Annotated in this window: 23 protein-coding genes; 12 read left to right on the top strand and 11 right to left on the bottom strand. The window is 61.3% G+C overall.

What is annotated here, in order from left to right:
* Positions 1–97 precede the first annotated feature (97 nt).
* The 5 genes from cueR to JFT44_RS25820 all read left to right on the top strand — a co-directional run bounded on the left by cueR (position 98) and on the right by JFT44_RS25820 (position 6,522).
* Positions 98–598 carry a Cu(I)-responsive transcriptional regulator gene (gene cueR, locus JFT44_RS25840; RefSeq protein ID WP_120734437.1) on the top strand — a complete coding sequence of 167 codons (501 nt, stop codon included), beginning with the start codon at positions 98–100 and terminating at the stop codon, positions 596–598.
* A gap of 50 nt (positions 599–648) precedes the next feature.
* Positions 649–864, top strand: a complete 216-nt coding sequence (locus JFT44_RS25835; RefSeq protein ID WP_057959277.1) for a heavy-metal-associated domain-containing protein — start codon at positions 649–651, stop codon at positions 862–864.
* A gap of 361 nt (positions 865–1,225) precedes the next feature.
* Positions 1,226–2,944 (top strand): hydrogenase maturation protein, encoded by a 1,719-nt coding sequence (locus tag JFT44_RS25830; RefSeq protein ID WP_198831403.1) that lies wholly within the window; start codon positions 1,226–1,228, stop codon positions 2,942–2,944.
* A 147-nt stretch (positions 2,945–3,091) separates the two neighbouring features.
* Entirely contained in the window at positions 3,092–5,464 is a 2,373-nt protein-coding gene (locus tag JFT44_RS25825; RefSeq protein WP_374068300.1) for a DUF3772 domain-containing protein, read from the top strand.
* 89 nt (positions 5,465–5,553) lie between these two features.
* Positions 5,554–6,522 (top strand): DUF2931 family protein, encoded by a 969-nt coding sequence (locus JFT44_RS25820; protein WP_233098435.1) that lies wholly within the window; start codon positions 5,554–5,556, stop codon positions 6,520–6,522.
* A gap of 36 nt (positions 6,523–6,558) precedes the next feature.
* Here the strand turns inward: JFT44_RS25820 and JFT44_RS25815 are convergent, their stop codons facing one another.
* From JFT44_RS25815 to JFT44_RS25805, 3 genes are all read right to left on the bottom strand, one after another.
* On the bottom strand, positions 6,559–7,785 hold the full coding sequence (locus tag JFT44_RS25815; protein ID WP_198831400.1) for an MFS transporter: 1,227 nt from the start codon (positions 7,783–7,785) through the stop codon (positions 6,559–6,561).
* A gap of 281 nt (positions 7,786–8,066) precedes the next feature.
* Entirely contained in the window at positions 8,067–8,990 is a 924-nt protein-coding gene (locus tag JFT44_RS25810; RefSeq protein WP_198831399.1) for a LysR family transcriptional regulator, read from the bottom strand.
* Between the two features lie 87 nt (positions 8,991–9,077).
* Complete coding sequence (locus JFT44_RS25805) at positions 9,078–10,013, bottom strand: LysR family transcriptional regulator (RefSeq protein ID WP_233098434.1); 936 nt, start codon at positions 10,011–10,013, stop codon at positions 9,078–9,080.
* A gap of 104 nt (positions 10,014–10,117) precedes the next feature.
* Between JFT44_RS25805 and JFT44_RS25800 the strand changes: the two genes are divergently transcribed.
* The 3 genes from JFT44_RS25800 to JFT44_RS25790 all read left to right on the top strand — a co-directional run bounded on the left by JFT44_RS25800 (position 10,118) and on the right by JFT44_RS25790 (position 13,579).
* Complete coding sequence (locus JFT44_RS25800) at positions 10,118–11,347, top strand: CaiB/BaiF CoA-transferase family protein (protein ID WP_198831398.1); 1,230 nt, start codon at positions 10,118–10,120, stop codon at positions 11,345–11,347.
* The gene (scpB, locus tag JFT44_RS25795) at positions 11,344–12,138 is read left to right on the top strand and encodes a methylmalonyl-CoA decarboxylase (protein WP_057959285.1); all 795 of its coding nucleotides are present in this window, start codon (positions 11,344–11,346) and stop codon (positions 12,136–12,138) included. Before JFT44_RS25800 ends, scpB begins: the two co-directional genes overlap by 4 nt.
* Positions 12,139–12,226: 88 nt before the next feature.
* A complete protein-coding gene (locus tag JFT44_RS25790; RefSeq protein WP_057440912.1) occupies positions 12,227–13,579 on the top strand; it encodes an SLC13 family permease in 1,353 nt (450 codons plus the stop codon).
* A gap of 3 nt (positions 13,580–13,582) precedes the next feature.
* On the opposite strand, the gene JFT44_RS25785 is transcribed toward JFT44_RS25790, so the two are convergent.
* The gene (locus JFT44_RS25785; protein WP_170059261.1) at positions 13,583–14,203 is read right to left on the bottom strand and encodes an FMN-dependent NADH-azoreductase; all 621 of its coding nucleotides are present in this window, start codon (positions 14,201–14,203) and stop codon (positions 13,583–13,585) included.
* Entirely contained in the window at positions 14,200–14,646 is a 447-nt protein-coding gene (locus JFT44_RS25780) for a GNAT family N-acetyltransferase (RefSeq protein ID WP_120733364.1), read from the bottom strand. The genes JFT44_RS25785 and JFT44_RS25780 overlap by 4 nt, the downstream gene beginning before the upstream one ends.
* A gap of 87 nt (positions 14,647–14,733) precedes the next feature.
* On the opposite strand from JFT44_RS25780, the gene JFT44_RS25775 reads away from it, so the two are divergent.
* Together JFT44_RS25775 and JFT44_RS25770 are read left to right on the top strand one after the other, a co-directional pair.
* The gene (locus JFT44_RS25775) at positions 14,734–16,137 is read left to right on the top strand and encodes a PLP-dependent aminotransferase family protein (RefSeq protein WP_169989965.1); all 1,404 of its coding nucleotides are present in this window, start codon (positions 14,734–14,736) and stop codon (positions 16,135–16,137) included.
* Positions 16,138–16,249: 112 nt separating this feature from the next.
* Positions 16,250–16,744: a DUF2165 family protein gene (locus JFT44_RS25770; protein ID WP_057959289.1), complete on the top strand. Its 495-nt coding sequence runs from the start codon at positions 16,250–16,252 to the stop codon at positions 16,742–16,744.
* 148 nt (positions 16,745–16,892) lie between these two features.
* Here the strand turns inward: JFT44_RS25770 and JFT44_RS25765 are convergent, their stop codons facing one another.
* On the bottom strand, positions 16,893–17,417 hold the full coding sequence (locus JFT44_RS25765; RefSeq protein ID WP_198799333.1) for a ClbS/DfsB family four-helix bundle protein: 525 nt from the start codon (positions 17,415–17,417) through the stop codon (positions 16,893–16,895).
* A gap of 344 nt (positions 17,418–17,761) precedes the next feature.
* On the opposite strand from JFT44_RS25765, the gene JFT44_RS25760 reads away from it, so the two are divergent.
* The gene (locus JFT44_RS25760; RefSeq protein WP_057959291.1) at positions 17,762–18,619 is read left to right on the top strand and encodes an SDR family oxidoreductase; all 858 of its coding nucleotides are present in this window, start codon (positions 17,762–17,764) and stop codon (positions 18,617–18,619) included.
* Positions 18,620–18,773: 154 nt separating this feature from the next.
* On the opposite strand, the gene JFT44_RS25755 is transcribed toward JFT44_RS25760, so the two are convergent.
* Entirely contained in the window at positions 18,774–19,028 is a 255-nt protein-coding gene (locus JFT44_RS25755; RefSeq protein ID WP_115128397.1) for a hypothetical protein, read from the bottom strand.
* A 178-nt stretch (positions 19,029–19,206) separates the two neighbouring features.
* Complete coding sequence (locus tag JFT44_RS25750; protein WP_057959292.1) at positions 19,207–20,148, bottom strand: LysR substrate-binding domain-containing protein; 942 nt, start codon at positions 20,146–20,148, stop codon at positions 19,207–19,209.
* A 249-nt stretch (positions 20,149–20,397) separates the two neighbouring features.
* On the opposite strand from JFT44_RS25750, the gene ycaC reads away from it, so the two are divergent.
* The gene (ycaC, locus tag JFT44_RS25745; protein ID WP_032861405.1) at positions 20,398–21,024 is read left to right on the top strand and encodes an isochorismate family cysteine hydrolase YcaC; all 627 of its coding nucleotides are present in this window, start codon (positions 20,398–20,400) and stop codon (positions 21,022–21,024) included.
* A gap of 198 nt (positions 21,025–21,222) precedes the next feature.
* Here the strand turns inward: ycaC and JFT44_RS25740 are convergent, their stop codons facing one another.
* The 3 genes from JFT44_RS25740 to JFT44_RS25730 are packed head-to-tail and all read right to left on the bottom strand — an operon-like array spanning position 21,223 to position 25,733.
* Positions 21,223–22,560: a cation:proton antiporter gene (locus tag JFT44_RS25740; protein WP_057440923.1), complete on the bottom strand. Its 1,338-nt coding sequence runs from the start codon at positions 22,558–22,560 to the stop codon at positions 21,223–21,225.
* Positions 22,561–22,584: 24 nt separating this feature from the next.
* The gene (locus JFT44_RS25735; protein ID WP_233098433.1) at positions 22,585–24,057 is read right to left on the bottom strand and encodes an amidase; all 1,473 of its coding nucleotides are present in this window, start codon (positions 24,055–24,057) and stop codon (positions 22,585–22,587) included.
* A 5-nt stretch (positions 24,058–24,062) separates the two neighbouring features.
* Positions 24,063–25,733, bottom strand: a complete 1,671-nt coding sequence (locus JFT44_RS25730) for an NAD(P)/FAD-dependent oxidoreductase (protein ID WP_057959293.1) — start codon at positions 25,731–25,733, stop codon at positions 24,063–24,065.
* Positions 25,734–25,738: the final 5 nt, after the last annotated feature.

Genomic DNA, 25,738 nt, shown 5'->3' with positions numbered 1-25,738 from the left:
GTTTAAGGACACGGCCAAGCGTACTCATGCGCCGTGTGCAGGTGAGTTCCCGAATTTGCGGTGAGTAGTTGATAGGTTCCCTCAGGAGGAGAGAATGATGAATATCGGTCAAGCAGCCAAGTTCTCCGGCGTTTCGGCTAAGTCGATTCGCTACTACGAACAGATTGGTTTGGTGCCCAAGGTCAGCCGGTCTGATGCCGGCTATCGAAACTACGGTACACAGGATGTGCAAAACCTGCGTTTCATTCGCCGCGCGCGTGACCTTGGCTTTTCGGTCAGGCAGATCTCCGAGTTGCTGGTTTTGTGGGGCGACCCTGATCGCGGCTGTATCGACGTCAAGGCCATGGCCCTGTCCCATGTGGCCGGGTTGAAGGCAAAGATTGCTGACCTGCAGGCCATGGCGCAAACCCTAGAGCAGTTGGCCGAGCAATGCCATGGCAACGATCGTCCGGATTGCCCGATCATTGCCGGTTTGGCGCAGCGCACAGCCGCCGTGGCGATGGAACTGCGCCCCAGGGCTCCTCAGAATCCCCCCCGGTTTGGGGGGGATACGGCGGCCTCATCCCAGCATCGCGCCGCGATGCAGATGCATTTGTAAGCGCTGGCAAGGCTCACATTCACTCTTCAGAGCAACTTCAGGAGTTCCACATGCTGCGTTTTTTCATACCAAACATGACCTGTGGCGGCTGCGCCAGGTCCGTTACCCGGGTACTGCTGGGCGTAGACCCGCAGGCCCAGATCAAAACTGATCCGCCCACACGTGTGGTCGTGATTGACAGCACTCTGGATGCGCACACGCTGCTCACGGTGCTGAGTGACGCCGGGTATCCGGGTGAGCATCTGCCGCAAGCGATATCCAGCTGATCGTTGCCGGCGTAGTCCCGCAGGGCTGGCGCGAGATCAGATTTTTATCAATAAAAAGCCGGGAGATTGTCTCCCGGCTTTTGTATTTCCCACGTTTAGAAAGCCGTCACAAGGTGTCAGGAGACTACGCCTGCAGCCCAAGCAACCAGTACATCAGCAAGATCAGGCGGGTAGCTGCTGAGCGGGTCAAGCTGGGTGCATTGGCTAACATGCACGCCACTCAAATCAAGCCGATGTGCTGACACAAGATTGACCTCGATCATCTGCCTCCCCTGTTACTCCCTCTACTCTGGCACTTCCATAAAAGGCCAAGGATGGCTCAAGGAGCCTGCGGCCATGCATTTTCAAGGAAGAGTCAGTCATGCAGTCATTGAAGATCATGTTGTTGTCATCGGCGTTCAACGGTTTGACCCAGCGGGCCTGGCTGGACTTACGCCAGTTGGGGCACACGCCCAGTGTGGTGCTGTTCACCGATGAAGCCTCGGTATGTCGGCAGATCGAGGCATCGGCGGCGGACCTGGTGATTTGTCCGTTTCTCAAGGACCGCGTACCGCAACAACTCTGGAGCAATCCTGAGCGCCCGGTGGTGATCATTCATCCGGGCATCGTCGGCGACCGTGGCGCCAGCGCGCTGGACTGGGCCATCACCCAGCAAGTCAGGCGCTGGGGCGTCACGGCCTTGCAGGCGGTGGAGGAAATGGACGCCGGTCCGATCTGGTCGACCTGCGAGTTCGACATGCCCGCCGACGTGCGCAAATCCGAGTTGTACAACGGCCTGGTGAGTGACGCGGCGATCTCTTGCATCCGCGATGTGGTGGAGAAATTCGCCAGGGGGTTCGTGCCCACGCCCCTCGATTACACGCAGCCCGACGTCGCTGGGCGTTTGCAGCCGAATATGAAGCAGGCTGACCGCACCTTCAGTTGGTACGATTGCGCACGGTTTATCAAGCGCAGTATCGACGCCGCTGACGGCCAGCCCGGGGTGTTGGCCAGCCTCGCCGGCGGGCAGTATTACCTGTATGACGCGCACCTGGATGCGCGCCGCGGCACGCCGGGCGAGATCCTTGCGGTACAGGACGACGCGGTATTGGTTGCGGCCGGCGATCACAGCCTGTGGCTCGGCTCGCTCAAGCGCAAGGCCTTGCCCGGCGAGGAAACCTTCAAGTTACCGGCCCGCCATGTGTTAGCCGGGCAACTGGCTGATGTGCCGGTGCTGGACGGCTCGCTCGCCAACCAAGGCTTCGACGAGATGGCCTATCAGCCGATTCGTTACCGAGAAACCGGTCATGTGGGCGAGCTGACCTTCGAGTTCTACAACGGTGCCATGAGCACTGAACAGTGCCAGCGGCTGGTCGCAGCGTTGCGCTGGGCCAAGGCTCGGGACACCCAGGTGCTGCTGGTCAGGGGAGGGCGCGGGAGCTTTTCCAATGGGGTGCACCTCAACGTGATTCAGGCGGCCGAAGTGCCGGGGTTGGAAGCCTGGGCCAATATCCAGGCCATCGATGATGTTTGCCGCGAGCTGCTGACGGCCCGGCAACTGGTGGTCAGTGGCCTGACGGGCAGCGCCGGAGCCGGCGGTGTGATGCTGGCGCTGGCGGCCGACATCGTCTTCGCCCGGGCGGGTGTGGTCCTTAATCCGCATTACAAGACCATGGGCTTGTATGGCTCCGAATACTGGACCTACAGCCTGCCTCGGGCGGTCGGCAGTGAAGTCGCCCACAAGCTTGTCGAAGAATGCCTGCCGATCAGCGCCCTCCAGGCCCGGCACTGGGGAATGGTCCAGGACATCGGCCCACGCTGCCCACGGGCGTTTGGCACGTGGCTGCTGCAACAGGCCCGCGACGCGTTGACCGATGAAAGATACGCTCTGCATCGTGCGCGCAAATCGAACATGAACCTTGCGCAGATTGAGCGCTGCCGCGAAAACGAGCTGGCACAGATGCGGTTGGATATGGTGGAAAACCGCCAGCAGTTTGCCGAGAAGTGCCGCAACTTCGTGTTCAAGCGCAAAACCTGCCAGACCCCGCAGCGCTTGCAGGCGCCGTGGGCATTGGCGCCCAGGGCCACACTGGTTGACTGAGAGGAAAACGCCGCATCTACTCTTTTACCGCCAGGGCGGAATTTCCTTTTTGCCGTGGCGGTCCATAATGCCAATGGAAAAAAGACAGAAAAGGGTGAATTGATGCGGCGAATTTATAGGGGCGTCATCTGCCAGGCCTTGCTGGCCATGGTTATGGCTATCAGCCTGCCGGGATGGGCAGATGCGGCCGCCACGCCGGCGCCAGTAGAGGTCGTCGACAGCCTGGCGCTGTTGCCCGAAGACGCCAACCTCAAGCAGCTTGGCCAGCAGCTTGAGCTGATTCGCCAGAGTGTCCCCATCAGTACCAGTGACGAAAAGCTGGCGGAATTTCGACAGGGCGCACTGCAGGTGCAACAACTGGCCGGGGCATTGCTCACGGTGCGCGCCACCGAGATGGAGCGCATTGACGATCAGCTCAAGGTATTGGGCGCGGCCCAGCCAGGAGAGGCGCAGAGCCTCACCGAGCAGCGGGATGCCCTGACCCGAAAAAAGAACAGCCTGCTCGAGGATGAGCAGCACGCCAAGCAACTGAGCCAGACGAGCCGCGAACTCGCCGCGCAGATTGTCAACCTGCGGCGCAATTTGTTCAATTCCCAGGTCACCTCCCGTACCGATTCGCCCTTCAGTCCCACATTCTGGTCGACCCTGATCCGCCCCACCGCTGAAGACCTGCAGCGCCTGGACAACCTCAAGGCCGAAGGCATCGTTGCCCTCAAGAGTGCCATCAGCCCGGAGCACCGCTGGGCGTTCTTCAGCACGCTGTTGGTGGCGGTACTGATCTGGAGTTTCGGCCGGCGACTGCTCGAGCATCTGCTTACCTGGGCGATGATCCGTTGGCTGCCGGAGGGGCGCCTGCGGCGCAGCACGTTGGCGGTGGCGGTAGGCTTATCGTCGATCCTGACGATCATGGGGGCCGTCTCGCTGATGCGCTGGGGCTTGGAAAGCAATGCGGTCCTGAGTGAAAACCTGGGCCGGCTGTCCGATCACCTGGTCACCCTGGCTACATTCTGTGCGTTTATTGCCGGCCTTGGACGCGCCTTGCTGATGCTGCCACGCCCGTCCTGGCGGTTGCCGGCCATTGCCGATGAAATCGCCAGTGCCCTGGGGCCTTTCCCGGCGATTCTGGCGGTGGCGCTGATGCTGGTGGCGACCGAGGAGCGGATCAACAATGTCACGGGGGCCAGCCTGGCGCTGACCGTAGCGCTCAATGGCCTGACCGCCCTGACCACCGCGCTGATCTTCATCGCCGCGTTGCTGCGCGTGCGCCACGTGCGCAAAAAACTTGAGTTGCAGCGCCCGGGTGGGCTCGCCGGCATGTTGCCCTTTGTCGCATCGATGTGGGTGGCGGTGATTGTCCTCGCGTTGTTCACCGGGTATCTGTCCCTGGCCTACTTCCTTACCGTCAAACTGTTGTGGGTCAGCGTCGTGGCGGCCACGGCCTACCTGTTGATCGCCTTTTTTGGTGACGTCTGTGAAACCCTGCTTTCGCCCAGGCAGCCCAGCGGCCTGGCACTGGCCAACGCCCTGGGGCTGTCGCCACGGCACCAGGCCCAGGCGTGCACGGTGCTGGCGGGCGTCGGCCGTACCTTGCTGTTGCTCACCGCCGTGATGGCGGCCTTCCTTCCAGCGGGCTCCAGCCCCAGTGAGTTGCTCCAGGGCTTCAGCCAACTGGGCGAATCCAGCAAGACCCTGGGTAACCTGCAGATCGTTCCCCAGGACATCCTCATTGCGCTGCTGATGTTTGTCGTCGGCTTGTTCGCCGTGCGCACCTTGAAGCGCTGGCTGAGTGAGCGGTTGCTGCCGGAAACCAACATGGATGCCGGCATGCGCGCGTCCCTGGTGACCCTGGTGGGTTACCTCGGTTTTGTGTTGTTGAGCCTGCTGGTGATGTCCACCCTGCGGATCAACCTGACCAGCCTGACCTGGGTGGTCAGTGCTTTGTCGGTGGGCATCGGCTTCGGTTTGCAGGCGATTGTGCAGAACTTCATCTCCGGGCTGATCCTGCTCACCGAACGGCCGGTGAAGGTCGGCGATTGGGTCAGCCTGGGGGGCGTGGAGGGCGATATTCGACGGATCAACGTCAGGGCGACCGAGATCCAGATGTCCGACCGCTCGACGGTGATTGTGCCGAACTCGCAGTTCATCTCGCAAAACGTGCGCAACGTCACCATGGGCAACGCGCTCGGTGTGGTGAGCATCACCCTTACCTTGCCGCTGGATACCGATGTACTGAAGGTTCGCGAACTGCTGATGCAGTCGTTTACCGAGCACGAGGCGATTCTCGACACTCCCGCCCCTTCGGTCACGTTCAAGGACCTGGCCAGGGATGGTTTGATCATTGGGGTCAGCGGCTACGTCAACAGCCCACGCTCGGTGTCCGGCACCCGCAGCGACTTGCTGTTCATCCTGCTTGCGCGCCTGCAGGACATGGGGATTACATTGTCTTCGCCCCAGAGCATGGTGCTGATTCCGGGAGAGGCAGGTGCAGTGGCTGGTGATGTTCCTGTGAGGCAATCATGAGGTGGCAGTGCGTGACACTAAAAAGCCCGATAACCGTGATCGCTGCGGTCTTGTTCTGTTTTTCCATGGCGGCGTGCAAGAGTAAAGACATGCCTGAAACCTATAGCTGGACGGGAACTGTCTCTGCACCAAAGGAATACCCCATGGAGGTTTACCGTGGCTCCCTGGTCGCTGAGGGCTTTACCTACGGTTTTGATGCGATCTGGGGCACACAGAACACCGGCTGGGGGAGTCCGGGCGGAACCATGACCACGGCGCTGGAAAAAAAGGCAGTGCCCTATCAACTGGAGTTCACGTGGTACTCGCTGGTGGAGAGAACGTTCTATAGCGGCCAATGGAACTTGGACCCACAGAAGATAAAGAGCCTCCTGGATGAGGGCTTTATTGATCAAGACACCCATAAAAAAGACACCTACAGCACGTTTATCGTGGGGTTGGCGCCACAGGGCAGGGTGGTGCTCTGGATGAGCGGGGCGGGAAACCAGAAGGAGGTGGGGGTCTTTCAGGCGCAGGCCACAACGCTTACCAAGGAGAGCGCCTACAGCAATGCCCAGTACATGTTCAAAGACGGCTATGCAGACCGCATGCTCAATGATCCATCCTATAAGACCTTCAGTGCCGATATCCGGCAAAAAATAGCCACGCAGGGCTATCCCCTGGCAAACATCTACGACACCTACCGGGAGAAATACAACTGGAGGCCTGTCGTTGTGCTGCAGCAAGGCGAATGGCTAGATTTTGGATTCAGCGCCTACAACGGCGAGCAGGAGAATCTTTTCGGAAAGGCCCTACTCGACAATCACTATGTAAAACGGGCCATTCCAACGTTCTGCGGGTTCTATTGGCGCAATGGCAACAGCCGGTATGGCGTCTGGATTGACGCATTCGATGAAAAAGAAATCTTCGATGTTTTCCAGAAACTGGGCAAACAAAAAGACATAGACCTGCTGGTGAAGGTTGACGCGCAAAACACCCGGGTTTCCCTGGCATTAAGGGCGGGCGCGCAAGAGTTTCCCATCGGCAAAGCCAAAGTCAGGCTGTCCCGTAAAATCGAGTAGGCTCCCCCGCCTGAGGGGAGAGCCAGGTTTCACTGCTCAGCAGGGCTGGGCCGCAAGGCTGTTGCTGACATTGCGTCCCAGCACCAGCACCGTCACAAAACCCAAGCCTACCAGCACCGTGGCGAGGCTCAGGAGCACCGAGCTGCCCAACTGGTCGACGATCCGCCCACCGAAGAATGAACCCAGGGCAATAATCACCTGGAACAGGGCGACGAAGAGCGGCATGCCGCGTTCGACATCCTTGGGCGCCACGACAAACATCCAGATACTGGCACAGGCCGGGAAGGCGCCGAAGGCAAAACCCCAGAGCCCAATCAACATGGCTGCGCCGGTCATGCCGGTGGCGAAGTGGGGGAACAGGGCGGTGCTGGTGCCGATCATCAGCGCCACCAGCAACAGGGTGTGACGTACGCTGCGGTTGGCGGCAAAGCCGGCAAAAATATTACCCGCGACCCCAGCCACGCCGAAGAGCAACAGCAACGAGCCAATCGTCGGGCCGTCGAAGCCGGCACTGTGCTTGAAGAACGGCGCCACATAGGTGTACGCGGCAAAGTGCGCCAGGCCGATCAGCAATACTGCGATCAATCCGACCCGCGCTTGGGGGTTGATAAACAAGGCGGGCAGGTCGCGGATGTGGATGGCTTTCTCCGGGTTGAGTCGTGGCAGCAGAAATATCTGCGCCAGGAGGACCGGGACGCCCATCAGCGCGGTGACCAGGAAGGTCATGCGCCAGCCCATCAGGCCGCTAAGCCAGGTGCCTACGGGCACGCCCAGCACGGTGGCGAGGGTCACGCCGACCATGATGATCGAAGTCGCCTGGGCGACGCCCACACCCTTGGGCGCCAGCCGGCCGCTGAGGGCAATGGCGGTCGCCCAGAAGCCGCCGATGCTGATGCCCAGCAGTACGCGGCCCAACAGCAGCAGGCCAAAGTCGCTGGCAAAAGCCACCACCAAGTTGGCGATGATCATGATCAGCGTCAGGCCGATCAATAAATAGCGACGGTCCATGGTGCCAATGCTGACCGACAGCAAAGGCGCGGCGAGGGCGGCCATGATGCCGGGCAGGGTCACCATCAGCCCGGCGTGACCGGCAGTGATACCCAAGTCACTGGCGACATCATTGAGCACACCCACCGGCAGAAACTCACTGGTTACCAGGGCGAAGGCACCTACGGCCACGGAGAGAATCGCCAGCCACTGCTGTTTGACACTCTGTTGATTATGTTCGGGAAGGCTGCGAGGGGCCTGGTGGGCACTTGGCATGGGTGAAGATCCGGGGGAAATGCAGCCTGAAGCCAGGCCGGGGGGAGAATGTGGAGGCGATTATAGGAATCAGTGTGGGTAATTAAACAGGGCGCTCGGTTTGATAGTCATCATCAATGCAATCAATGCCGCCCCGGCGATGGATTGGGGGAGATGCTGGTGCGCCAGGCGCAGCAAGTGCAAGGTCACGCTATCCGGAGCCAGGCAGATGACCACGCTGCCGGCGGCAACCGCGCCATGGGAAATACTATAAAGTCTCTGCCCAATACTTTTGGCCGCGACTAATCGGTGGTCGCTGGCACAGCGGTGGCGCGGAAGTCGAGCAGGGAGATAAAACTGTCGAGCAACGGTGATTGGTTGTCGGTGTTCCAGCTCAGGTACAGGCCGATGGCCGGATTGGGGGCGGCGCCGACCGGGCCGATCCGGAGAAACACGACCTTGTCGCGCATGATCGAGTTGGCAATCGACTCCGGCATCAGGGCAACGCCGAAGCCACAGGCCACCAGGCCGATCAAGGTGTGGAGCTGCGCGGCTTCCTGCACCACCCTGGGGTAAAAGCCGGCGGCTTCACACAGGGCGATCAACTGGCTGTGATAGCCGCTGCCCAGGGCCTGGGGGGTGAACACGAAGTCTTCCCCGGCGAAGTCCCGCAAGTCGATCTGGCCAGCGCCAGCCTTGGGGTGGTCGGCGGGCAATGCCATCACGATCTGTTCGTTCAGCAACAGGCGCGACTCGACGTTTTGCGCCGCAATCGGCAACTTGCGCATGAAAGCAATATCCGCTTCCCCCGACACAATGGCCTTGGCCTGGCTGGCGGAGGGCATCTCCTTGATGACCAATTGCACCTTGGGGATGGTCTCGCGAAACCGGCGCAGGCTACTGAGCAGTGACGCGTAGTAGGTGATCGACACCGCAGTCACCGTCAGTTTGCCCGCAATCCCCTCGGTTACCTGGCGCGCGTGCTCGATACCCCGCTCCAATTCGTTGAGGGTGCTGTAAGCGGCATCCAGGAATACGCCACCGGCCGGGGTCAGTTTTACCCCGCGTTTGCTGCGGGTAAACAGACTGAACCCCAGCTTGCCCTCCAGGCGGTTGATGGCCTGGCTCAGCGGCGGTTGGGCCATGTGCAGGCGTATCGCCGCCTTATGAAAGTGCAGCTCTTCAGCCACGGCAATGAACTGGCGCAGCAGGCGGGTTTCGATCATGTCTTCTGTTCCTTCATTTGAACCGATCAGTGGGCCAGGCGCGGCAATGGTACCGTTTATTGGCCCGCGTCGAGCCCCAGCCTCTTGTCACTGCCCGTCCGCCCACCCCGGCTGGCGCCCGAACGCCTCGAACAGCTCAATGATGGTTGCCTTGACCTTCTGTACCGCATTGCTCTCGACCACCGTGTCATGCCAGCACAGTGAAAGATCGCGCTTGAACAGTCGATGATCGATCCTGGCCAGCTTGAGCCGCTGTTGCCCCAGCTCGGCATGGGCCGCCGCCCACGGCAGGACCGTGACACCCAACTGCGCCTTGACGGCTGAGAACAACAGGTCGGTGGAGTTGGCTTCAAACTCAACCTCGCATTTGAGGCCGGCCTCCTGCAGGGCAAACTCGACCCGATTGCGGATGGTATTCGGCGCACACGGCAGCACCAGCGGCATTTTTGCCAATGCCTCAATCGACACCGGGTCTTCGGCCAATTCAAATTCCGGCCAGGCCACCAAATACAGCGTTTCAGTTAACAGCCGCTGGAACGCCATGCCTCGGGTTTCGACCACATCAACGTTCACCGCCAGTGCCACCCGCCCCACGGTGATCAGGCGCCCCAGTTCGGCGCTGGGGGCGTCAATCAACTCCAGCTTGATGCCGGGATATCGCTGGCCAATCGCGCGCGCCAAGGGAATGGCCAGCATGCGTGCGGTACTCGAGGGCATGCCGACCGAGACTTTGCCCTGGGGGAAGTCGGCGTCCTGGCGCAGCATTTCCCGGGTGCCATCGGCTTGGCGCAGCAGCTCGATGGCGTGCCGGTAAAGGGTCTGCCCGGCCGCCGTGGCGACTACGCCGTGCACGCTGCGTTCGAGCAGCGGCATGCCCATATCCAGTTCCAGATTGCGCATCTGCTGACTGATTGCGGGCTGGGCAATATGCAGCGCTTCACTGGCGCGGGTAATGTTGCCGCACTCGATGACTTTGACGAAGTAGCGCAATTGGCGCAGGTCCATGGGTACCTCTTGAGCCATATGATTTTCCGATGAGATCAGAGGAATATCATATTTTTAGTTTATGAGATACGGCGCCTAGACTCGGACCACAACCCACTAAGCGTTCTTCACTGGAGAACCCTATGCAAGCTTTGCAAGGCGTGAAAATCGTCGACCTGAGTCGCGCACTGTCGGGGCCGTTCTGCACCATGGTGCTGGCAGATCTGGGCGCCGATGTGATCAAGATCGAGTCCGGCCCCGATGGCGACATGAGCCGTACCTGGGGGCCCTTTGACCGGGGCGTGAGCACCTACTATCTATCGTGCAACCGCAACAAGCGCGGCATGTGCATTGACCTGCGCAACCCCAAGGGGCTGGCCACCCTCCAGCAACTGATTGACGACGCCGATGTGGTCATCGAGAACTTCAAGCCCGGCACGCTGCACAGCATGGGCCTCGGTTATGAGGTGCTCAGCGCCCGCAATCCGCGACTGGTGCTGGGCAGCATCAACGCCTTTGGCGCCGATGGGCCGATGAGCAGTTGGCCGGGCTTCGACCAGATCGCCCAGGGCTACTCGGGGCTGATGAGCCTGACCGGTTTCGGCGATGGCGACCCGACGCGCACCGGCACCGCTATTGGCGACCTGACGTCGGGCATGTGGCTGGTGACAGCTGTGCTGGGCGCGCTGCTGGAGCGCGAGCGCAGCGGGCGTGGTCAGCATGTCAGCACCTCGCTGCTGGCCAGCCTGGTCGGCTTGTTGAGTGTGCATGGCCAACGTTACCTCAGCCTCGGGGATGTGCCGCGCCGCACCGGCAACGCCCATTCGGTGATTGCGCCTTATGGCGTGTTCCAGACCCTGGATGGCCCGCTCAATCTGGCGCCGATTACCTCGGCCATGTGGGGGCGCCTGTGCATACTGCTGGATTTGCCCGGGCTGCCGGACGATCCACGGTTCGCCACCAATGAAGCGCGGGTCGAACGTCGTGATGAATTACGCGATATTCTCGAAGACCGCTTGAAAACCCGCAGCAAACGCGAATGGACCGCTCTGTTTGTCGACGCAGGATTACCCGCAGGCCCGATCAATACCCTCGATGAGGTGTTCGCCGACCCACAGGTGCTGCACAGCCAACTGACTGAAACACTTACCCATCCGACCCTCGGTGCCCTGCGCCAGGTGGTGACTCCAGTGTTTGGCAGCACTGCCAGCGGTGCCAGCCGCCCACCGCCACTGCTGGGCGAACACACCGTCGAAATCCTGCGTGAAGCCGGCTTCGACAGCACATCCATCAACGCACTGCTCGACGCAAAGGTCGTGTTCCAGGACTCCGCCGACAGCCCCTGCACCCAATCAACAGGAACCGCACAATGAATCCCGCTGCTACTGCCACCGTGACCGTCCACCCAGTCGATGAGCGCATCGCGCGACTGGTCTTCAGCAACCCCGCACAACGCAATGCACTCAGCGCACAACTATTGCAGTCACTCGATGAGAGCCTGCAGACCCTGGCGGCACAACGCATCCCGGTGGTGATCCTGGGCAGCGAAGTCGGCCAATCGGTATGGAGCGCCGGCCACGACATCCGTGAGCTGCAACACGACCGCGACCCGATTGCCTACGGCAAGCCGCTGGAACGGGTCATACGTCGCATCCGTGCTTATCCCGGAGTGGTGATCGCCCTGGTGTCCGGCTCGGTGTGGGGTGGTGCGGTGGACCTGGTGATGAGCTGCGACCTGGTCGTCGCGGACCCCAGCGCCAGCTTTGCCATGACCCCGGTAAATATTGGCTTGCCGTACACCACCAGCGGCTTGCTGCGCTTTTTCAACAATTTGCCGATTCATGTGTTGAAGGAAATGTTCTTCACGGCGCAGAAGCTTGATGCGCAGCGTGCGGAACGCTTTGGCCTGGTCAACCGCCTGGTCGACAGCGATGTATTGGAAGCGACTGCGCTGGAGCTGGCGCAAGGTATTGCCAGCAAGGCGCCCCTGGCGGTTGCGGCGGTCAAGGAACAGCTGCGCATCCTTGAAGACCTGCAACCGATGCCGGTGCAGGCGATGGAACAGATTGCCGAACTGCGCCGACAAGCCTGTGAAAGCGCCGACTTTGGCGAAGGCCTGGCAGCCTTTGCCGAGCGCCGGCCGGCGGTGTTCGGCGGTCGCTAGAACACGCGTGCGGTAGCGCCACATCCCGAAAAAATAATAACAAGGGCGGTACCTGCGGGGCCGTCCGACTGCGGGGAGTCAGATTGCAATGAATAATGAGCTTCTGTCGATTCTGGTGTTGGTGGTCATCTTCGGCATCGCCAGCGTGTTGCCCATCAACATGGGCGCGCTGGCCTTTGCGGCGGCCTTTGTCGTCGGTTCGGTGATATTGGAAATGACCCCGGCGACGATCTTTGCCGGGTTTCCCAGTGACCTGTTCCTGACGCTGGTCGGGGTCACCTATCTGTTCGGCATCGCGCAGAACAACGGCACCATCGACTGGCTGATCGAGCGGGCGGTGTTGATGGTGCGTGGACGCGTCGCCTGGATCCCCTGGGTGATGTTCGTGGTGGCGGCATTGCTGACCGGTTTCGGCGCGCTGAGCCCGGCGGTGGCCGCGATCCTGGCGCCGATTGCGCTGAACTTCGCCGTGCAGTACCGCATCAACCCGGTGTTGATGGGGCTGATGGTGATTCATGGCGCCCAGGGCGGCAGTTTTTCGCCGGTGAGCATTTTCGGCGGTATCACCAATCAGATCGTGGCGTCGTCCGGGCTGCCCTATGCGCCGTTCACGTTGTTCATCACCAGCTTGCTGTTCAACCTGGGGATTGCCATGGTGGTCTTCGTCGTGTTCGGCGGTTTGCGCAGCGCGCGCCTGTCGCTGGCACCGGTCTCGTTCGGCCCCACGTTGCATGCGGCGGGTGCATCCCTGGCGATTCTTGGCCATGGCGGTACGCCGGCTTCCCCGGCCTATCACCGCACCGACCTGACCGGCGCCGGTGCGCCGCTACAGGCTGTCAGTGGCCTGGACGGGGCCAAGCTGTCGACACTGATCGGCTTGTTGGCCCTGGCGATCTCGGCGCTGGTGTTCAAGTTCAATATCGGCCTGGTGGCGATGACGGTCGCGGTGGTGTTGGCCATGTTCGCACCCACGGCGCAGAAGGCGGCCATCGACAAGGTCAGTTGGTCGACGGTGCTGCTGATCACCGGGATCATCACCTACATCGGCGTGATGCAGACCATCGGCACCATCGACTATGTCGCCCATGGCATCTCCGGGCTGGGTGAGCCGCTGCTGGTGGCGTTGCTGCTGTGTTTTACCGCCGCGATCATCTCGTCCTTTGCGTCGTCCACGGCGTTGCTGGGGGTGATCATTCCCCTGGCCGTGCCCTTCTTGAGCCAGGGCCATATCAGTGCGGTCGGCGTGGTCGCGGCCATCGCCATTTCCACCACCATCGTCGACACCAGCCCGTTCTCCACCAACGGCGCACTGGTGGTTGCCAATACACCGCCGCAGGAGCGCGAAAAAGTCTTGCGCAGCCTGCTGATCTACAGCGCAGTGATTGCCCTGGTCGGGCCATGTGTTGCCTGGCTGACCCTGGTGGTGCCGGGGCTGCTTTGACGATCAGGCACCCATCAGCGGGTTGAACAGCGGCTCCAGTGACAGCCGGGCACGGCTCTCCTGGAGCGCTGCTTGGACCGCTTCCTCACCGAATACCAGGCCCTGGAGGTAGGTGAAGTGCGGGTCGAACAGCCCGAGGGTGCCCAGTACCTGGCGCAGGTAAGGTGTCAGGAAGTCCGGTTGCCGTGCCGACGCGCCCTGATGAAAACCACCGGAACCCACCAGCACATACACCGCACGGTTGCTCAGCAGACCGGTCTTGCCCTCGGGCCCTGAGCTGAATGTGCGGTGAATACGCAGGACGTAGTCGATCCACAGCTTGAGTGCAGCGGGCAGCGTGAAATTGTGCATTGGCGTGGCAATCAGCAGGATATCGCAGCCTTCCAACTCGCGGATCAGCGTTTCGGAAACCTCGAAAGCCGGCGCGTCGAACGGCGTGGTCGTCGCCAGGCCCCGGGCGTAATCCATGCCCAGCGGTGGCAGTGGGTGTGTGCCCAGGTCGCGTTCGACCAGTTCGAGCCTCGGATGGCGCTGGCGAAGGGTGTCCACCAGTTCCAGTGCCAACTGGTTCGCATGGGAAACCTGGCCATTGGGGCTGGCGTTGATCAATAGAACACTCTTCATGCCGGACTCTCTGTGTGAAGGCGTTGGGTGAAGTGTATGCCGTGGGCCAGCAGCCCTTGGCGAAAGTAGAAACGTTGGGCCAGCGGCATATGCAGCCCGGTGTCCAGCACAAAATGCGCGCAACCGCGCTGCACGGCTTCTTCGCGCACGGCGTCCAGCAGCCGTGCGCCGAGGCCACCGCGCTGCAGGTCGGGGTGTACCACCAGGTCATCGACGTAAATGAAGCGCCCGTAGAGCAGGTTCTCCAACTCGCGGTAACCGGCCAGACCCACCACCTGCCCAGCTTCCCATGCAGCCAGTAGACGGTAGCCTTGCCCGACCTGGCGCAGCAGTTGCGCGACATAGTGGGCCGGGTTGGCGACATGGGGTCGCAGCACGTGCATCAGGTTGAAACTGGCCGCGAAGGCCTGCTGGTCCTCCAGATGCCCAAGGGTATAAGCCATGTCGGTCGTCCGTTGTAGAGAGGTAGCTGACCTTAAAGCCCCGATGACTTAAGCTACAGGGCCGAAAAGTGCATAAATGACTAGGCCATGATTCCTCCCTTTACGCTGGACCGTAGCCAGAGCGCGCCGATGTATCGCCAGCTTTACCAGCGATTTCGCGAATCCATTGCCGATGGCCGCCTGCGCCCGGGGGATCGCGTGCCTGCCGTACGCGCGTTGGCGGCGCAGTTGAACCTGGCGCGTGGCACGGTAGAAGCGGCTTACCAGTTGTTGATAGGGGAGGGTTACCTGATTGCGCGGGGCGCCGCCGGGACGATTGTCACGCCGCAACTGGCTGCCGTTGCCTCGCCCGTACTCCAGGCCCCGGTTGCTGCGCCGCAGTACTCGTCCAATCATTGCGGGGCGCTGCCGTTGGCACTGCAGATGGGGCTGCCCGCACTGGATGCATTTCCCCGCAAGCTCTGGACCCGGCTGGCCGGTCGTCAACTGCGCCAGGCCGGCCTCGAGGGGCTGGTGTACCCGGACCCGCGTGGCCATGCAGCATTGCGCACAGCCATTGCCAGCTACCTGGGGATTGCCCGAGGGATTGCCTGCCGCCCGGAACAGGTGTTCGTCTGCGCGGGCTATCGCGCGTGCCTGGACCTGATCAGCCACACGCTGATGCGCCCCGGCGATCGCTGCTGGCTGGAAGAGCCGGGCTACTTCATGGCGCGCAACACACTCCGGGAGGCCGGCGTGCAGTTGGTGCCGGTTGCCGTGGATGAGCAGGGGCTTGATGTCGCACAAGGCATCGCCCGCTGTGCGGATGCACGCTTTGCCGTGGTCACGCCGACCCACCAGAGCCCGCTGGGGGTATCACTGTCCCTGCCGCGCCGGCTGGCACTGCTGGACTGGGCCAGTCGCCAAGGCAGTTGGATCATCGAGGATGATTACGACAGCGAATACCGCTATCAGGGCCGGCCCTTGCCTGCGCTCAAGAGCCTCGATCAGCAGGGGCGGGTGCTCTATACCGGCACCTTTAGCAAGGTGTTGTTTCCGGGCCTGCGCCTGGCCTATCTGGTGGTGCCGCAGGCGCAAAGCGACGCCTTCGCCCGCCAGGCTGACCGCCTGCACAACCACTGCCCGCAGCTTCTCCAGGCGACGGTCAGCGCCTTCCTCTACGAGGGGCACTTTGCACGGCATTTGAAAAAAATGCGTACGCTCTACGCGCGCCGCCGCCAGTGGCTGGTCGATGCGCTACAGCAACAGTTCGGCGAACGGCTGTCGATCAACCTCCAGGCCGGAGGCATGCACCTGATTGCGGGCCTGAGTGAAGGGGATGATGTGGAACTCGCCCAGCGTGCCCGGGCCATTGGCCTCGCTGTCGAGCCGCTGTCGCAGTGGTACCTCGAGGCCAGGTCCAGGCACGGCCTGGTACTGGGTTTTACCAACATCGCCAGCGCCGAACAGGCTGCCGCGGTGGCGCTTCGATTGGCTCAAGTCATCACTTAGGTGGTGTGCCGGAAAAAGGCTTTTATCGCTAGGTAAAACCCTACAACTGTGTGTCTCGAAGGCACTCAAAGGACGTGCTAGCGTAGCCCTTTCATTGCCCTGGGAAGCAAACATGACCACCCGCTACGCAAAAATCGTCCTGACCCTGATGCTGGCGGCCTTCGCCGCGCTGGTGGCGTTCAACAACCTTACTGATTACGGCTCCAACTTTGCCTTCGTCAAGCATGTGTTGAGCATGGACACCACCTTTCCCGGTAATACGGCCATGTACCGGGCAATCACTACACCCTGGCTGTGGCATGGCGCCTATGGGCTGATCATCGCCGGCGAAGCCTTGACTGCCGTATTATTGGCCCGTGGGGCGCTGGCAATGTGGCGGGCCAGGCTAGGTACTGGCCGGCAGTTCGATGCCGCCAAACAGGTGGCCATTGTCGGTTTTACTGCGGGCCTGCTGGTGTGGTTTTTCGGCTTCATGGTGATTGGCGGTGAGTGGTTCCTGATGTGGCAATCCCATCAGTGGAACGGCCAGGAAGCGGCATTCAAGTTCTATATGGCGCTGCTCGGGGTGCTGATTTTTCTCAACCAGGCGGAGGCTGATCGCGACTGAAGCGCCTCATACGGTCCGCGAACGAATTTGACGAACATCCGTTCAGGGACGTGTTCGTCAAGGTGCTCGATGCTCCCGCTGGGGATAAACCCGGCCTTTGCGATCATGGCCTGGGAAGCGGTGTTGGAGGCAGGGTGCGAAACCGTCCCTATGCAGGCTGAGGATTGGGGCCTTCTGCCTTAAGCCATTTGCGCAAGCGCCCACGTGCATTGTCATAGGGGGAGGCGGTGTTGAACTGGATCATCCGCCCCATCGTCCAGTGCTCGTACCACGGGCATTCATACAGCTCGGCATTCTCGCGGCTCTGGATGCTGGACACGATCCGCTGCTTTGCGCTGTCGAGCCGCTCGAGCAATTGCTCAAAAGGGATGCCTTGGTAGTCGCGGTAGAACTTCTGTGCAAGCTGGCCCAACTGGTTCCACTTGAAGCCGGTTTCCGGGAAGTCGATGACAGTGCCGGCGGCGTCCGCGTCCAGCCACTTGAGCACCAATTCATTCCAGCCCACCAGGTAGGCGACCAGATTGGCGACGCTCATCTGCGTCCCCTTGGCATGCCCCTCCAGGCTGCATTCGTTGACCCGGGGCATGGGTACCCGCCGGATGACGCTGAGTAATTTTTCATAGGTTGCATTAATGGCATCGAGCAACTCTTGTTTGTCTTGAGGGACCGCCATAATTCACCCGCACTGTAAAACTGCATCCTGCCTCAGCGTGGGGGGCGAGATCTACACCCACTGCCCTCGATCCTGCCCCATGACCGTCTGCGTGCCCCGTGTGCCGGTCCGAGGCGCCTGTATCGGCCGGACTAGAGTCGGCCGCAGACGACTGCCTTTCTCAACGGCGTTTCGAGAGACTGCTGGTCGATGACGACCCATTGGTACTGATCAGCAGTGGGGCGATGCCGGATATGACGGGTAGACACCGGCCGCCCTGACGCTAATCCGGATTTCGCAATTTGGTCTGAACTAACGCCCCCGGAGTGTCCTCGCAAGAAGAGGAAAACCCAGGAGGAACACTGATGATCAACTATCCAAAACCCCCTTTCGCACCTCAACAGCAACCTGTGCCGGGTGATCAACGCCGAATGGATCCCCAGCCCGATTGCGGTGAACAAACCTATAAAGGCTCAGGCCGGCTTGCCAACAAAATCGCCTTGATCACCGGGGCTGACAGCGGCATCGGGCGCGCCGTGGCCATCGCTTTTGCCCGGGAAGGCGCTGACGTAGCGGTGTCATACCTGGACGAACACGAGGACGCAAAAGAGACTGCGCGCTGGGTCGAGGCGGCCGGGCGCCAATGCCTGCTGCTGCCGGGAGATCTGAGGAACCTGGCGCAGTGTGCGGCCATCGTGAATGACACGGTGGAGACGTTCGGGCGCATCGACATCCTGGTCAACAATGCTGCGTTCCAGATGTCCCACGAAACCCTTGAAGAAATCAGCGATGAAGAATGGGTAATGACATTCGATGTCAACGTGACAGCGATGTTTCGCATCTGCAAGGCCGCGCTGCCCCACATGGCCGAGGGCAGTTCCATCATCAACACCAGCTCGGTCAACTCCGACACCCCCAACCCGACGCTGTTACCTTACGCGGCCACCAAAGGCGCCATCGCGAACTTCACCGCCGGGCTGGCGCAGTTGCTGGGTAAGCGCGGTATCCGCGTCAACAGCGTTGCACCGGGGCCAATCTGGACGCCCTTGATCGTATCGACTATGTCGCAGGAGGCGGTGAAGCATTTCGGTGCCAATACGCCCCTCGGTCGGCCAGGCCAACCGGTCGAGGTGGCGCCGATTTACGTACTGCTGGCGTCGGACGAGGGCAGTTACATCTCCGGTGAACGTTATGGCGTGACCGGCGGCAAGCCGATTCTCTGACGCGCCCCTGGTGCTGAACGAAGCGGCGCAGGTCACTGATCCGCCGCGACTTTCAAGGCCTCGGCGCACCCCCAATTCACCGCCGAATTGTGGGTGTGTATCGCCACCTCCGAGCCGGGGATCGGTCACTATCCGGGCATTCTCGCCAAGGCGATTACCCCTCCGGCGGCAGGTGGGATGATTGCCGGGATACCACCATTTCCTCGAGGATCTCCCGGACAAGCCTATTGATTCCCGACTCGGCGTGATACTGGGCACGATTGATGCTCGCGATGGTGAATTGATTGGCATCTGGCGCTAAAACAGTCACTGAGAGGCTGCCGTCCGGGTTGATCAGGCAGGTGACGACACAGTTGGGTAGGCGACTGGAAAGAGCACTTTCGATCTCTGTTTTGGTGAGCGTTTCCATGAGTTCACTGTGTAAGAAGGAGCGGCAGGGCAAGGCTAGCTCAAAAAGACGCTGCGTAAATACTGGCAGGGTAATGGCAGTGCCTGATGGCGCCACGGTGCGGATTTGTGTGGCGCGATAGTGGACGTTTCGTTGTGCCTCGCCCGGGAGTAAAACAGCGGCCAGGCGCTTCGTGGCTCTAGCTGGACTCATCGAAGTTTGACGTTCTCGCGGCCTGGCTTTGCTGGTGTTTTTCAAACGCCTGCGCCAGAAAGTCGATCAAGGTGCGCACCGACGGTAACAGCCCGCGCCTTGAAGGGAAGACAGCGCTGATCACACCTTCGGTGGGTTGCCAGTCGGGGAGCAGGCTGACCAGGCGGCCGTCGTCTATCTCATCCTTGACCACGGCCAGCGGCAGGTTGGCGATGCCCACGCCCAGCAGTACCGCGCTTTTCAGGGTCGGCATGTCGTCACTGACCAGCCGTGGGGTGTGGCAGATCTCAGCCCTCATGCCTTCTGGCCCGGTCAGCCCCCAGGTGTATTGCAACAGCGGGCTGCCCCAGTTGATGGTCGGCAGCCCGGATAAATCCGCAGGGAGTAGGGGCAGTGGATGCGCCTGCAAAAACGCCGGGCTCGCTACCAACACCTGGGGGCTCCTGGCGAGCAGTTTCATCACCAGGTCGCTGCTTTCCAGGGGCGGGAAGCACAGGTTCAGCGCAATGTCATAGCCCTCGCTGATCACATCGACCTTGCGGTTGAAACTCTTCACATTGAGTTCAACGCTGGGGCACTGCGCCATGAACTGGCCCAGCATCGGCGCTACCCAGTAATTGAGCAGCGCGGTGGTGCAACTCAGGCGAATCACTCCGCGCGGCTCGGCTTTGTTGAAGGCGATCAGCTCCTCGGCGGACTCTGCCTCGGCGGTCATTGCCACGCAGTGGCGGTAGTAGGCCTGGCCAATATCAGTGACCTGGAACTGACGGGTGGAGCGTTGTATCAGGCGTGCCCCCAGCCGCGCTTCCAGCTGGCTGACCCGGCGGCTCAAGGTCGACTTGGGCATGTTCAGCGCCCGACCGGCCGCTGCGAAACCACCATGCTCAACCACCTTGGCGTAGAGGAAGAGCTCATTCAGGTCGAACATGGGTATCGTTCCATTTTTGAGATGGTGAAGTTTAATTCAACCACTACCGAGCACCTAGTGTGATGACTAAAGTGGGACCCTGGTTTTTTCCTACAACCATCAGCGGGGCACGCGAGGACGGTCAATAGGCGGGTTTTGTCAGTGAAAGTGGTTCAGTGACGACGAGCTAGACTCCCAGCGCCATAAACACCGTTGACTCTTTCCGGTGCGGCCCATTTCGGGAAACACCTTTTTACCAGGAGCATCATGATGTCTAAACCCTACGTTCGCCTGGACAAAGACAACGCAGCTGTCCTGCTGGTTGACCATCAGGCTGGCTTGCTGTCACTGGTCCGCGATATCGAGCCCGACAAGTTCAAGAACAACGTACTGGCCCTGGCTGACCTGGCCAAGTACTTCAAGCTGCCGACCATCCTCACCACCAGTTTCGAAACCGGCCCCAACGGCCCGCTGGTGCCCGAGCTCAAGGCGCTGTTCCCGGACGCGCCGTACATTGCCCGCCCTGGCCAGATCAACGCCTGGGACAACGAAGACTTCGTCAAGGCCATCAAGGCTACCGGCAAGAAGCAACTGATCATCGCTGGCGTGGTGACCGAGGTGTGCGTGGCGTTCCCGGCGCTGTCGGCCCTGGCCGAAGGCTATGACGTGTTTGTGGTGACCGATGCCTCCGGCACTTTCAACGAACTGACCCAGCAATCGGCCTGGGCCCGCATGACCGCCAACGGCGCGCAACTGATGACCTGGTTTGGCCTGGCCTGCGAGCTGCACCGCGACTGGCGCAACGATATCGAAGGCCTGGGGACCTTGTTCTCCAACCACATCCCGGACTATCGCAACCTGTTCACCAGCTACAACGCGTTGACCGAGGGCAAGTAAGCCCCAGCCCCCACCTCCTGCAGGAGCCGGCTTGCCGGCGAAAATCGTCAACGATAATGCGGGCAACCTGCAGAAACGCAGCCAGTTTGCGTTTTTCGCTGGCAAGCCAGCTCCTACAAAAAGCCGGGGCTCATCTGACCCTGTAGGAGCCGGCTTACCGGCGAAAACCGTCGACGATGACGCCGGGTGTCAGGTCTCTTATTTCACCGCAGGTTGGCCCACCGGTATACGTCGCTCTTCACTCGTCAGCAGGCGGATCAGGGGCGAGGCGATAAAGGTACTGATGATGGCCATGATCACCAGCATGGTGAAGTACTCCTTGGGCAGCACGCCCAGGTCATAGCCCACGTTGAGCACCACCAGTTCCATCAGCGCCCGGGTGTTCATGCACACGCCGATCAGCGCGCTGTTGCGCGGTGTCTCGCCCAGCCAGCGGCTGGCGCCGTAAGCCCCGAAGAATTTGCTGGCGAACGCCACCAGGCACACCAGAAAGCAATTGAGCAGCGCCGTGTCGCCGTTGAGCGAGCCGATGTCGGTGCGCAGGCCGGTGTAGGCAAAGAACACCGGCAGGAAAAACGCATTGACCAGACCACTGACCTTGGCATTCCACTGTGTGACAAAGGGCCGGTGGGTGTGCAGGGCGACGCCGATGATAAAACCGCCAATGATCGAAAATACGCCGATCAGGTTGGTAATCACTGCACTGCCAAACAGCACGATCAGCATCAGGGAAATACCCTGGGCCGACAGCGGCTTGCGCTCCAGGTCGCCGATGATCCAGCGCAGCACCAAGGGCCGCACCACCCACAGCACCAACACGATAAACACCGCCAGCGCGAGGATCCTGCCCAGGGAGGCCCACACACTGAAATTGGACGCGATGATCGACGTTACCCCACCGAGGATCAGCCAGCCGCACACATCATCGATGGCCGCCGCGCCAATCGTCAGGGTGGCCACGCGGGAGCGGGACAGCCCCAGTTCCATGAAGATCCGCCCAAGGATCGGCAAGGCGGTGATCGACAACGCCGTGGCAAAAAACAGTTGGAAGGCCAGCAGTGGCGGCTTGTCGCCGACGATCTGTTGCCAGAAATACTCGGCCACCAGGAAGCCACTGGCAAATGGCACCAGCAGTCCACCCAGGCTGATCGCCATGATCGAGCGTTTACGCCCCTTGAGGTGGGCGCCGAATTCAAATTCCAGGCCCACCTGGAACATCAACAGAATCAGGCCGACCTGGGCCGTGGCGACAAAGGCGGTGGAGGTTTGCGGCACAAAGATACTGCTGAGCAGTTCCGGGAAAAAATACCCCAGCAGGCTCGGGCCCAGGACCAGCCCGGCGAGAATTTCCCCAGCCACCGGGGTTTGCCCCAGGCAGCGGGTGCTGAGCCAGGAGATCAGGCGGCTGGCGCTGAAAATCACGATCAGTTGGATCAGGAACAACAGGGTCAAATGCTCGGCCTGGGAGCCCACGGCCGATTGCCCGCCCGCAGGCGCAGGGGCTTGTAGCGTGATAGCGCTGGTGTTGGTTTGCATGGGGATGTCCTAGTACTTGAGGTGTCAGAGCGGGGGCTTGCGCCAGCCGCCGAATTCCATTTCCAGAAAGCGCGCGGCTTCCAGTAACAACGCGTCCTGGCCCAGCCCGGCCACCAGTTGCACGGCCACCGGGCAGCCCTGGTCGAGGCGCCCCATAGGCACGCAAAGGGCCGGAAAACCGAGGACATTGAACAGTGCGCAATAGCCGATATCGAACGGGCGCTTCAGGGCGCTGCCATGGGCCGGCGCCACGCCCGGGGTGGCCGGCAACACCAGAATGCTCTGGCCGTCGAACAGCCCGGCCAGGGCCTGCTGCAAGTGATCGCGCTGCTTCAGGAACCGCGCGAGCCCCGGGTTGCCCAGCCGATCGCCGCAGCTGTCCATCAAGCTGGCAAGCAGTGGCCCCCGGGAGAACTGCGGCCTGCCAGCCAGGGCTGCATACAACGCCCGTGGATAATTCAGTGGCTGCCCATCCCCGAGGTAGTCGGCCAGGTGAATACGGGTCTCGCACTTGAGGACGGCCAGCCAGATAAAAAACGCGTTGGTTAAACAGCTTTCACTCCAGGCTTGCACCTCCACACCTTGGTCCGCATAACGCTGGCCGGTCTCGATCACCGCAGCAGTCACGGCGGGCGAGAGTGGCGTGCCCCATTTGACAGGGGCCGGCAGGCAGATGAATACGCGCTTGAGCGGTGTCGCCTGGGGCGGTTGCTGGTAGCCGGAGTGGATATTGCGGTCGATCCCGTCGCTGCCGGCGATGACCTCCAGCACTACGCCCAGGTCCTCTGCGTACCGGCACAGGGGGCCCGCTGCAAAGTGGCCGGCAACGGCTTGGGACACCGGCAATGACCACCGCTGGTCATCCAGCGGCAGGTGCCCACTCAGCGGCACCAGCCCCCGTGACGGCTTCAAACCAAAAATCCCATTGAACGCCGCCGGGATGCGGATCGAGCCGCCGCCGTCGGTGCCCAGGGCAAAGGGCACGCATCCGCTGGCGACCATCACTGAGTCACCGCCGCTGCTGCCACCGGCGGTGCGTGAGGTGTCGTAGGGGTTGAGTGTGCGGCCATACACCAGGTTGTCCGTTTCGGGCCACAACGCCATCTCTGCCTGATTGCCCAGAGCCAGGGGGATGGCGCCGGCCGCCAGCAGCCGCGTGGCCACCGTGGCGGTGCTGCGGGCGCGGGTATTGCTGCGCAGGCGTGAGCCGCAGGTCTTGGGGGCCCCCGCAAGGCCCAGGCCTTCCTTCATGGAGAAGGGCACGCCGTGCAAGCGTCCCAGTGGCCGCCCCTTGAGCACATCCTCTTCGGCCCGGCGGGCAGCGTCGCGGGCAGCCTCGAACAGGTCGACCGCCATCGCATTGCACAGTGGCTGGACCTGCTCCAGGCGCGCAATGCATTGCTCGATCAGTTCCACCGGCGATATCTGCTTGCCGCGAATCAACCACGCCAGTTGCACGGCACTCAGGTCCAGCAGGTCAGTGCGGACCTGCGCCATGCCGTTCATCCGCGACGTACCAGGTCGAGGAAGCCACCTTCCTTGCCAAACGGCGACTTCAGCAGCTCCGGCGACTCGCCATATTTGTAGAACAGTGAAGGGCGCAGGCGCAGGACCGCAGCCCGTGCCAGGTCCTGCACGGCGCCACCGCCATGGCGCAGCAACAACTTGAAGTGGCGTGCGGACAGCGACCACTTGACCATTTTCATCAGCCGCACCCGCAGCAGCGCCGAGCGCAGGTAATAGTTGGAGGCGTAGATCGGCCGTGCGCGGTTCTCCGCCCTGTACAGGTCGAAGTTGATGGTGCGTGAGTAGAGGTTGGGCATCATCTCCGGGCTCAAGCCCGGGTTCGAGCGACGGATCTCTTGCAGCAGGCAGGCAAACGGCAGGGGCGAGGGTTGCATCTCGCGGGTGTAGCGCGGCAGCAGGTCGGCAAATTGCTGGGCCTGATGACCATCGAGAAAATCCCCGGTCATGTACATCGGCAACACCACGTGGAAGTACGCCATGTTGGCGAACAGCAGGGTCCAGCCCATCATGAACGGGTCGTCCATCACCTCGTACCACTTGCTCCAGGTGTCCTGCAGGGCCAGTTGCGCCTGGATGTGCGACTCCAGGCAATTGACGTAGGCGGGTGTCAGGCTGCCGTGGATATCCTTCTCGATCATCGCAGCGACTTGCGGGATCTGCTGCGCCACATAGGCCAGCCCGGCGCTGTTGGCCGGGTCGAAGGTAAAGGCTGCGTCGCCCAGCAGGAACCAACCTTCGGTCGAGTAGTATTGCCGCGCCTCGTACATGTAGTTGTGCATGGCCTGGGTATCGACCAGTTGGCCCGACTCGATCAACTCGGTAATCACCGGATGGTCGGCCATGACCTTTTCCTTGAAGGCCTCCAGGGTGCCGATTTTCTGCTCGATCATGTCCGGCCGGTAGGTGATGCCGATGCTGATCATCTCGTTGCCGTCGTCGCTGCGCATCGGGATCATCCAGATCCAGTAGCCCTTGCCATAAAAATGATGGGTCACGTAGTACGGGTCGTAGCAGTGATGCTTGTCCTTGTGCGCGGTGATGCTGGACAAGATGCTGCGGTCGAAGTCCTTGAGCCTGAGCCAGAAGGTACTGCGCTGGTACGTCGCTTCTTTGTGCAGCTTGAGCTTTTTCGCCATGAAGCGATTGCGGCCGGTGGCGTCCACCACCCAATCGGCGGTCAGTTGCTGTTGCTCATCGGCGGCACTGCGCAGGGTCAGCAGGTGGGTGGCGTGCTCACCGGCATTGAGGTCGACGGCAGTGACATCGGCCTCAATCATTTGTACCTGCTGATCACCGACAATCTGGCGCAGGTCCTTGTCGAAACTGAAACGGTTGAGATTGTAGGCCGGCATGCGGATCACGCCCGGAGCCTCGTGCACCACGTAGTTGCGGCACTCGGGGTTGTTGCGCAGCTTCAGGTAATAGGTCAGGCCGTACTTGTGGTAGTGCTTTTCTTCCAGCAGGCGCCCCAGCCCCAGGCCCTTGAAGAAGTGGGTAGTCAACTCGACTGTGGACTCGCCGACGATCGGGCGCTTGCGGTCCGGACGCCCGATCAGGATGACTTCGACACCCGGTAACCTTTTTTTGAAGTACAGCGCGGCCAGGTGACCGGCTACACCGGCCCCCATGATTGCGATTCGTTTCATGTCGT

It is taken from the genome of Pseudomonas sp. MF5691, from assembly GCF_016405645.1.
GTDB lineage: Bacteria > Pseudomonadota > Gammaproteobacteria > Pseudomonadales > Pseudomonadaceae > Aquipseudomonas > Aquipseudomonas shahriarae.
The sequence above is the reverse complement of the archived record's forward strand: the minus strand, read 5'-3'. Positions and strand labels throughout refer to the sequence as shown.

What these genes read in the sequence shown, in the direction of transcription:
- cueR (WP_120734437.1), top strand. Translation starts at nt 98, where the DNA reads ATGAATATCGGTCAAGCAGCCAAGTTCTCCGGCGTTTCGGCTAAGTCG.
- JFT44_RS25835 (WP_057959277.1), top strand. Translation starts at nt 649, where the DNA reads ATGCTGCGTTTTTTCATACCAAACATGACCTGTGGCGGCTGCGCCAGG.
- JFT44_RS25830 (WP_198831403.1), top strand. Translation starts at nt 1,226, where the DNA reads ATGCAGTCATTGAAGATCATGTTGTTGTCATCGGCGTTCAACGGTTTG.
- JFT44_RS25825 (WP_374068300.1), top strand. Translation starts at nt 3,092, where the DNA reads ATGGTTATGGCTATCAGCCTGCCGGGATGGGCAGATGCGGCCGCCACG.
- JFT44_RS25820 (WP_233098435.1), top strand. Translation starts at nt 5,554, where the DNA reads ATGCCTGAAACCTATAGCTGGACGGGAACTGTCTCTGCACCAAAGGAA.
- JFT44_RS25815 (WP_198831400.1), bottom strand. Translation starts at nt 7,785, where the DNA reads ATGCCAAGTGCCCACCAGGCCCCTCGCAGCCTTCCCGAACATAATCAA.
- JFT44_RS25810 (WP_198831399.1), bottom strand. Translation starts at nt 8,990, where the DNA reads ATGATCGAAACCCGCCTGCTGCGCCAGTTCATTGCCGTGGCTGAAGAG.
- JFT44_RS25805 (WP_233098434.1), bottom strand. Translation starts at nt 10,013, where the DNA reads ATGGCTCAAGAGGTACCCATGGACCTGCGCCAATTGCGCTACTTCGTC.
- JFT44_RS25800 (WP_198831398.1), top strand. Translation starts at nt 10,118, where the DNA reads ATGCAAGCTTTGCAAGGCGTGAAAATCGTCGACCTGAGTCGCGCACTG.
- scpB (WP_057959285.1), top strand. Translation starts at nt 11,344, where the DNA reads ATGAATCCCGCTGCTACTGCCACCGTGACCGTCCACCCAGTCGATGAG.
- JFT44_RS25790 (WP_057440912.1), top strand. Translation starts at nt 12,227, where the DNA reads ATGAATAATGAGCTTCTGTCGATTCTGGTGTTGGTGGTCATCTTCGGC.
- JFT44_RS25785 (WP_170059261.1), bottom strand. Translation starts at nt 14,203, where the DNA reads ATGAAGAGTGTTCTATTGATCAACGCCAGCCCCAATGGCCAGGTTTCC.
- JFT44_RS25780 (WP_120733364.1), bottom strand. Translation starts at nt 14,646, where the DNA reads ATGGCTTATACCCTTGGGCATCTGGAGGACCAGCAGGCCTTCGCGGCC.
- JFT44_RS25775 (WP_169989965.1), top strand. Translation starts at nt 14,734, where the DNA reads ATGATTCCTCCCTTTACGCTGGACCGTAGCCAGAGCGCGCCGATGTAT.
- JFT44_RS25770 (WP_057959289.1), top strand. Translation starts at nt 16,250, where the DNA reads ATGACCACCCGCTACGCAAAAATCGTCCTGACCCTGATGCTGGCGGCC.
- JFT44_RS25765 (WP_198799333.1), bottom strand. Translation starts at nt 17,417, where the DNA reads ATGGCGGTCCCTCAAGACAAACAAGAGTTGCTCGATGCCATTAATGCA.
- JFT44_RS25760 (WP_057959291.1), top strand. Translation starts at nt 17,762, where the DNA reads ATGATCAACTATCCAAAACCCCCTTTCGCACCTCAACAGCAACCTGTG.
- JFT44_RS25755 (WP_115128397.1), bottom strand. Translation starts at nt 19,028, where the DNA reads ATGGAAACGCTCACCAAAACAGAGATCGAAAGTGCTCTTTCCAGTCGC.
- JFT44_RS25750 (WP_057959292.1), bottom strand. Translation starts at nt 20,148, where the DNA reads ATGTTCGACCTGAATGAGCTCTTCCTCTACGCCAAGGTGGTTGAGCAT.
- ycaC (WP_032861405.1), top strand. Translation starts at nt 20,398, where the DNA reads ATGTCTAAACCCTACGTTCGCCTGGACAAAGACAACGCAGCTGTCCTG.
- JFT44_RS25740 (WP_057440923.1), bottom strand. Translation starts at nt 22,560, where the DNA reads ATGCAAACCAACACCAGCGCTATCACGCTACAAGCCCCTGCGCCTGCG.
- JFT44_RS25735 (WP_233098433.1), bottom strand. Translation starts at nt 24,057, where the DNA reads ATGGCGCAGGTCCGCACTGACCTGCTGGACCTGAGTGCCGTGCAACTG.
- JFT44_RS25730 (WP_057959293.1), bottom strand. Translation starts at nt 25,733, where the DNA reads ATGAAACGAATCGCAATCATGGGGGCCGGTGTAGCCGGTCACCTGGCC.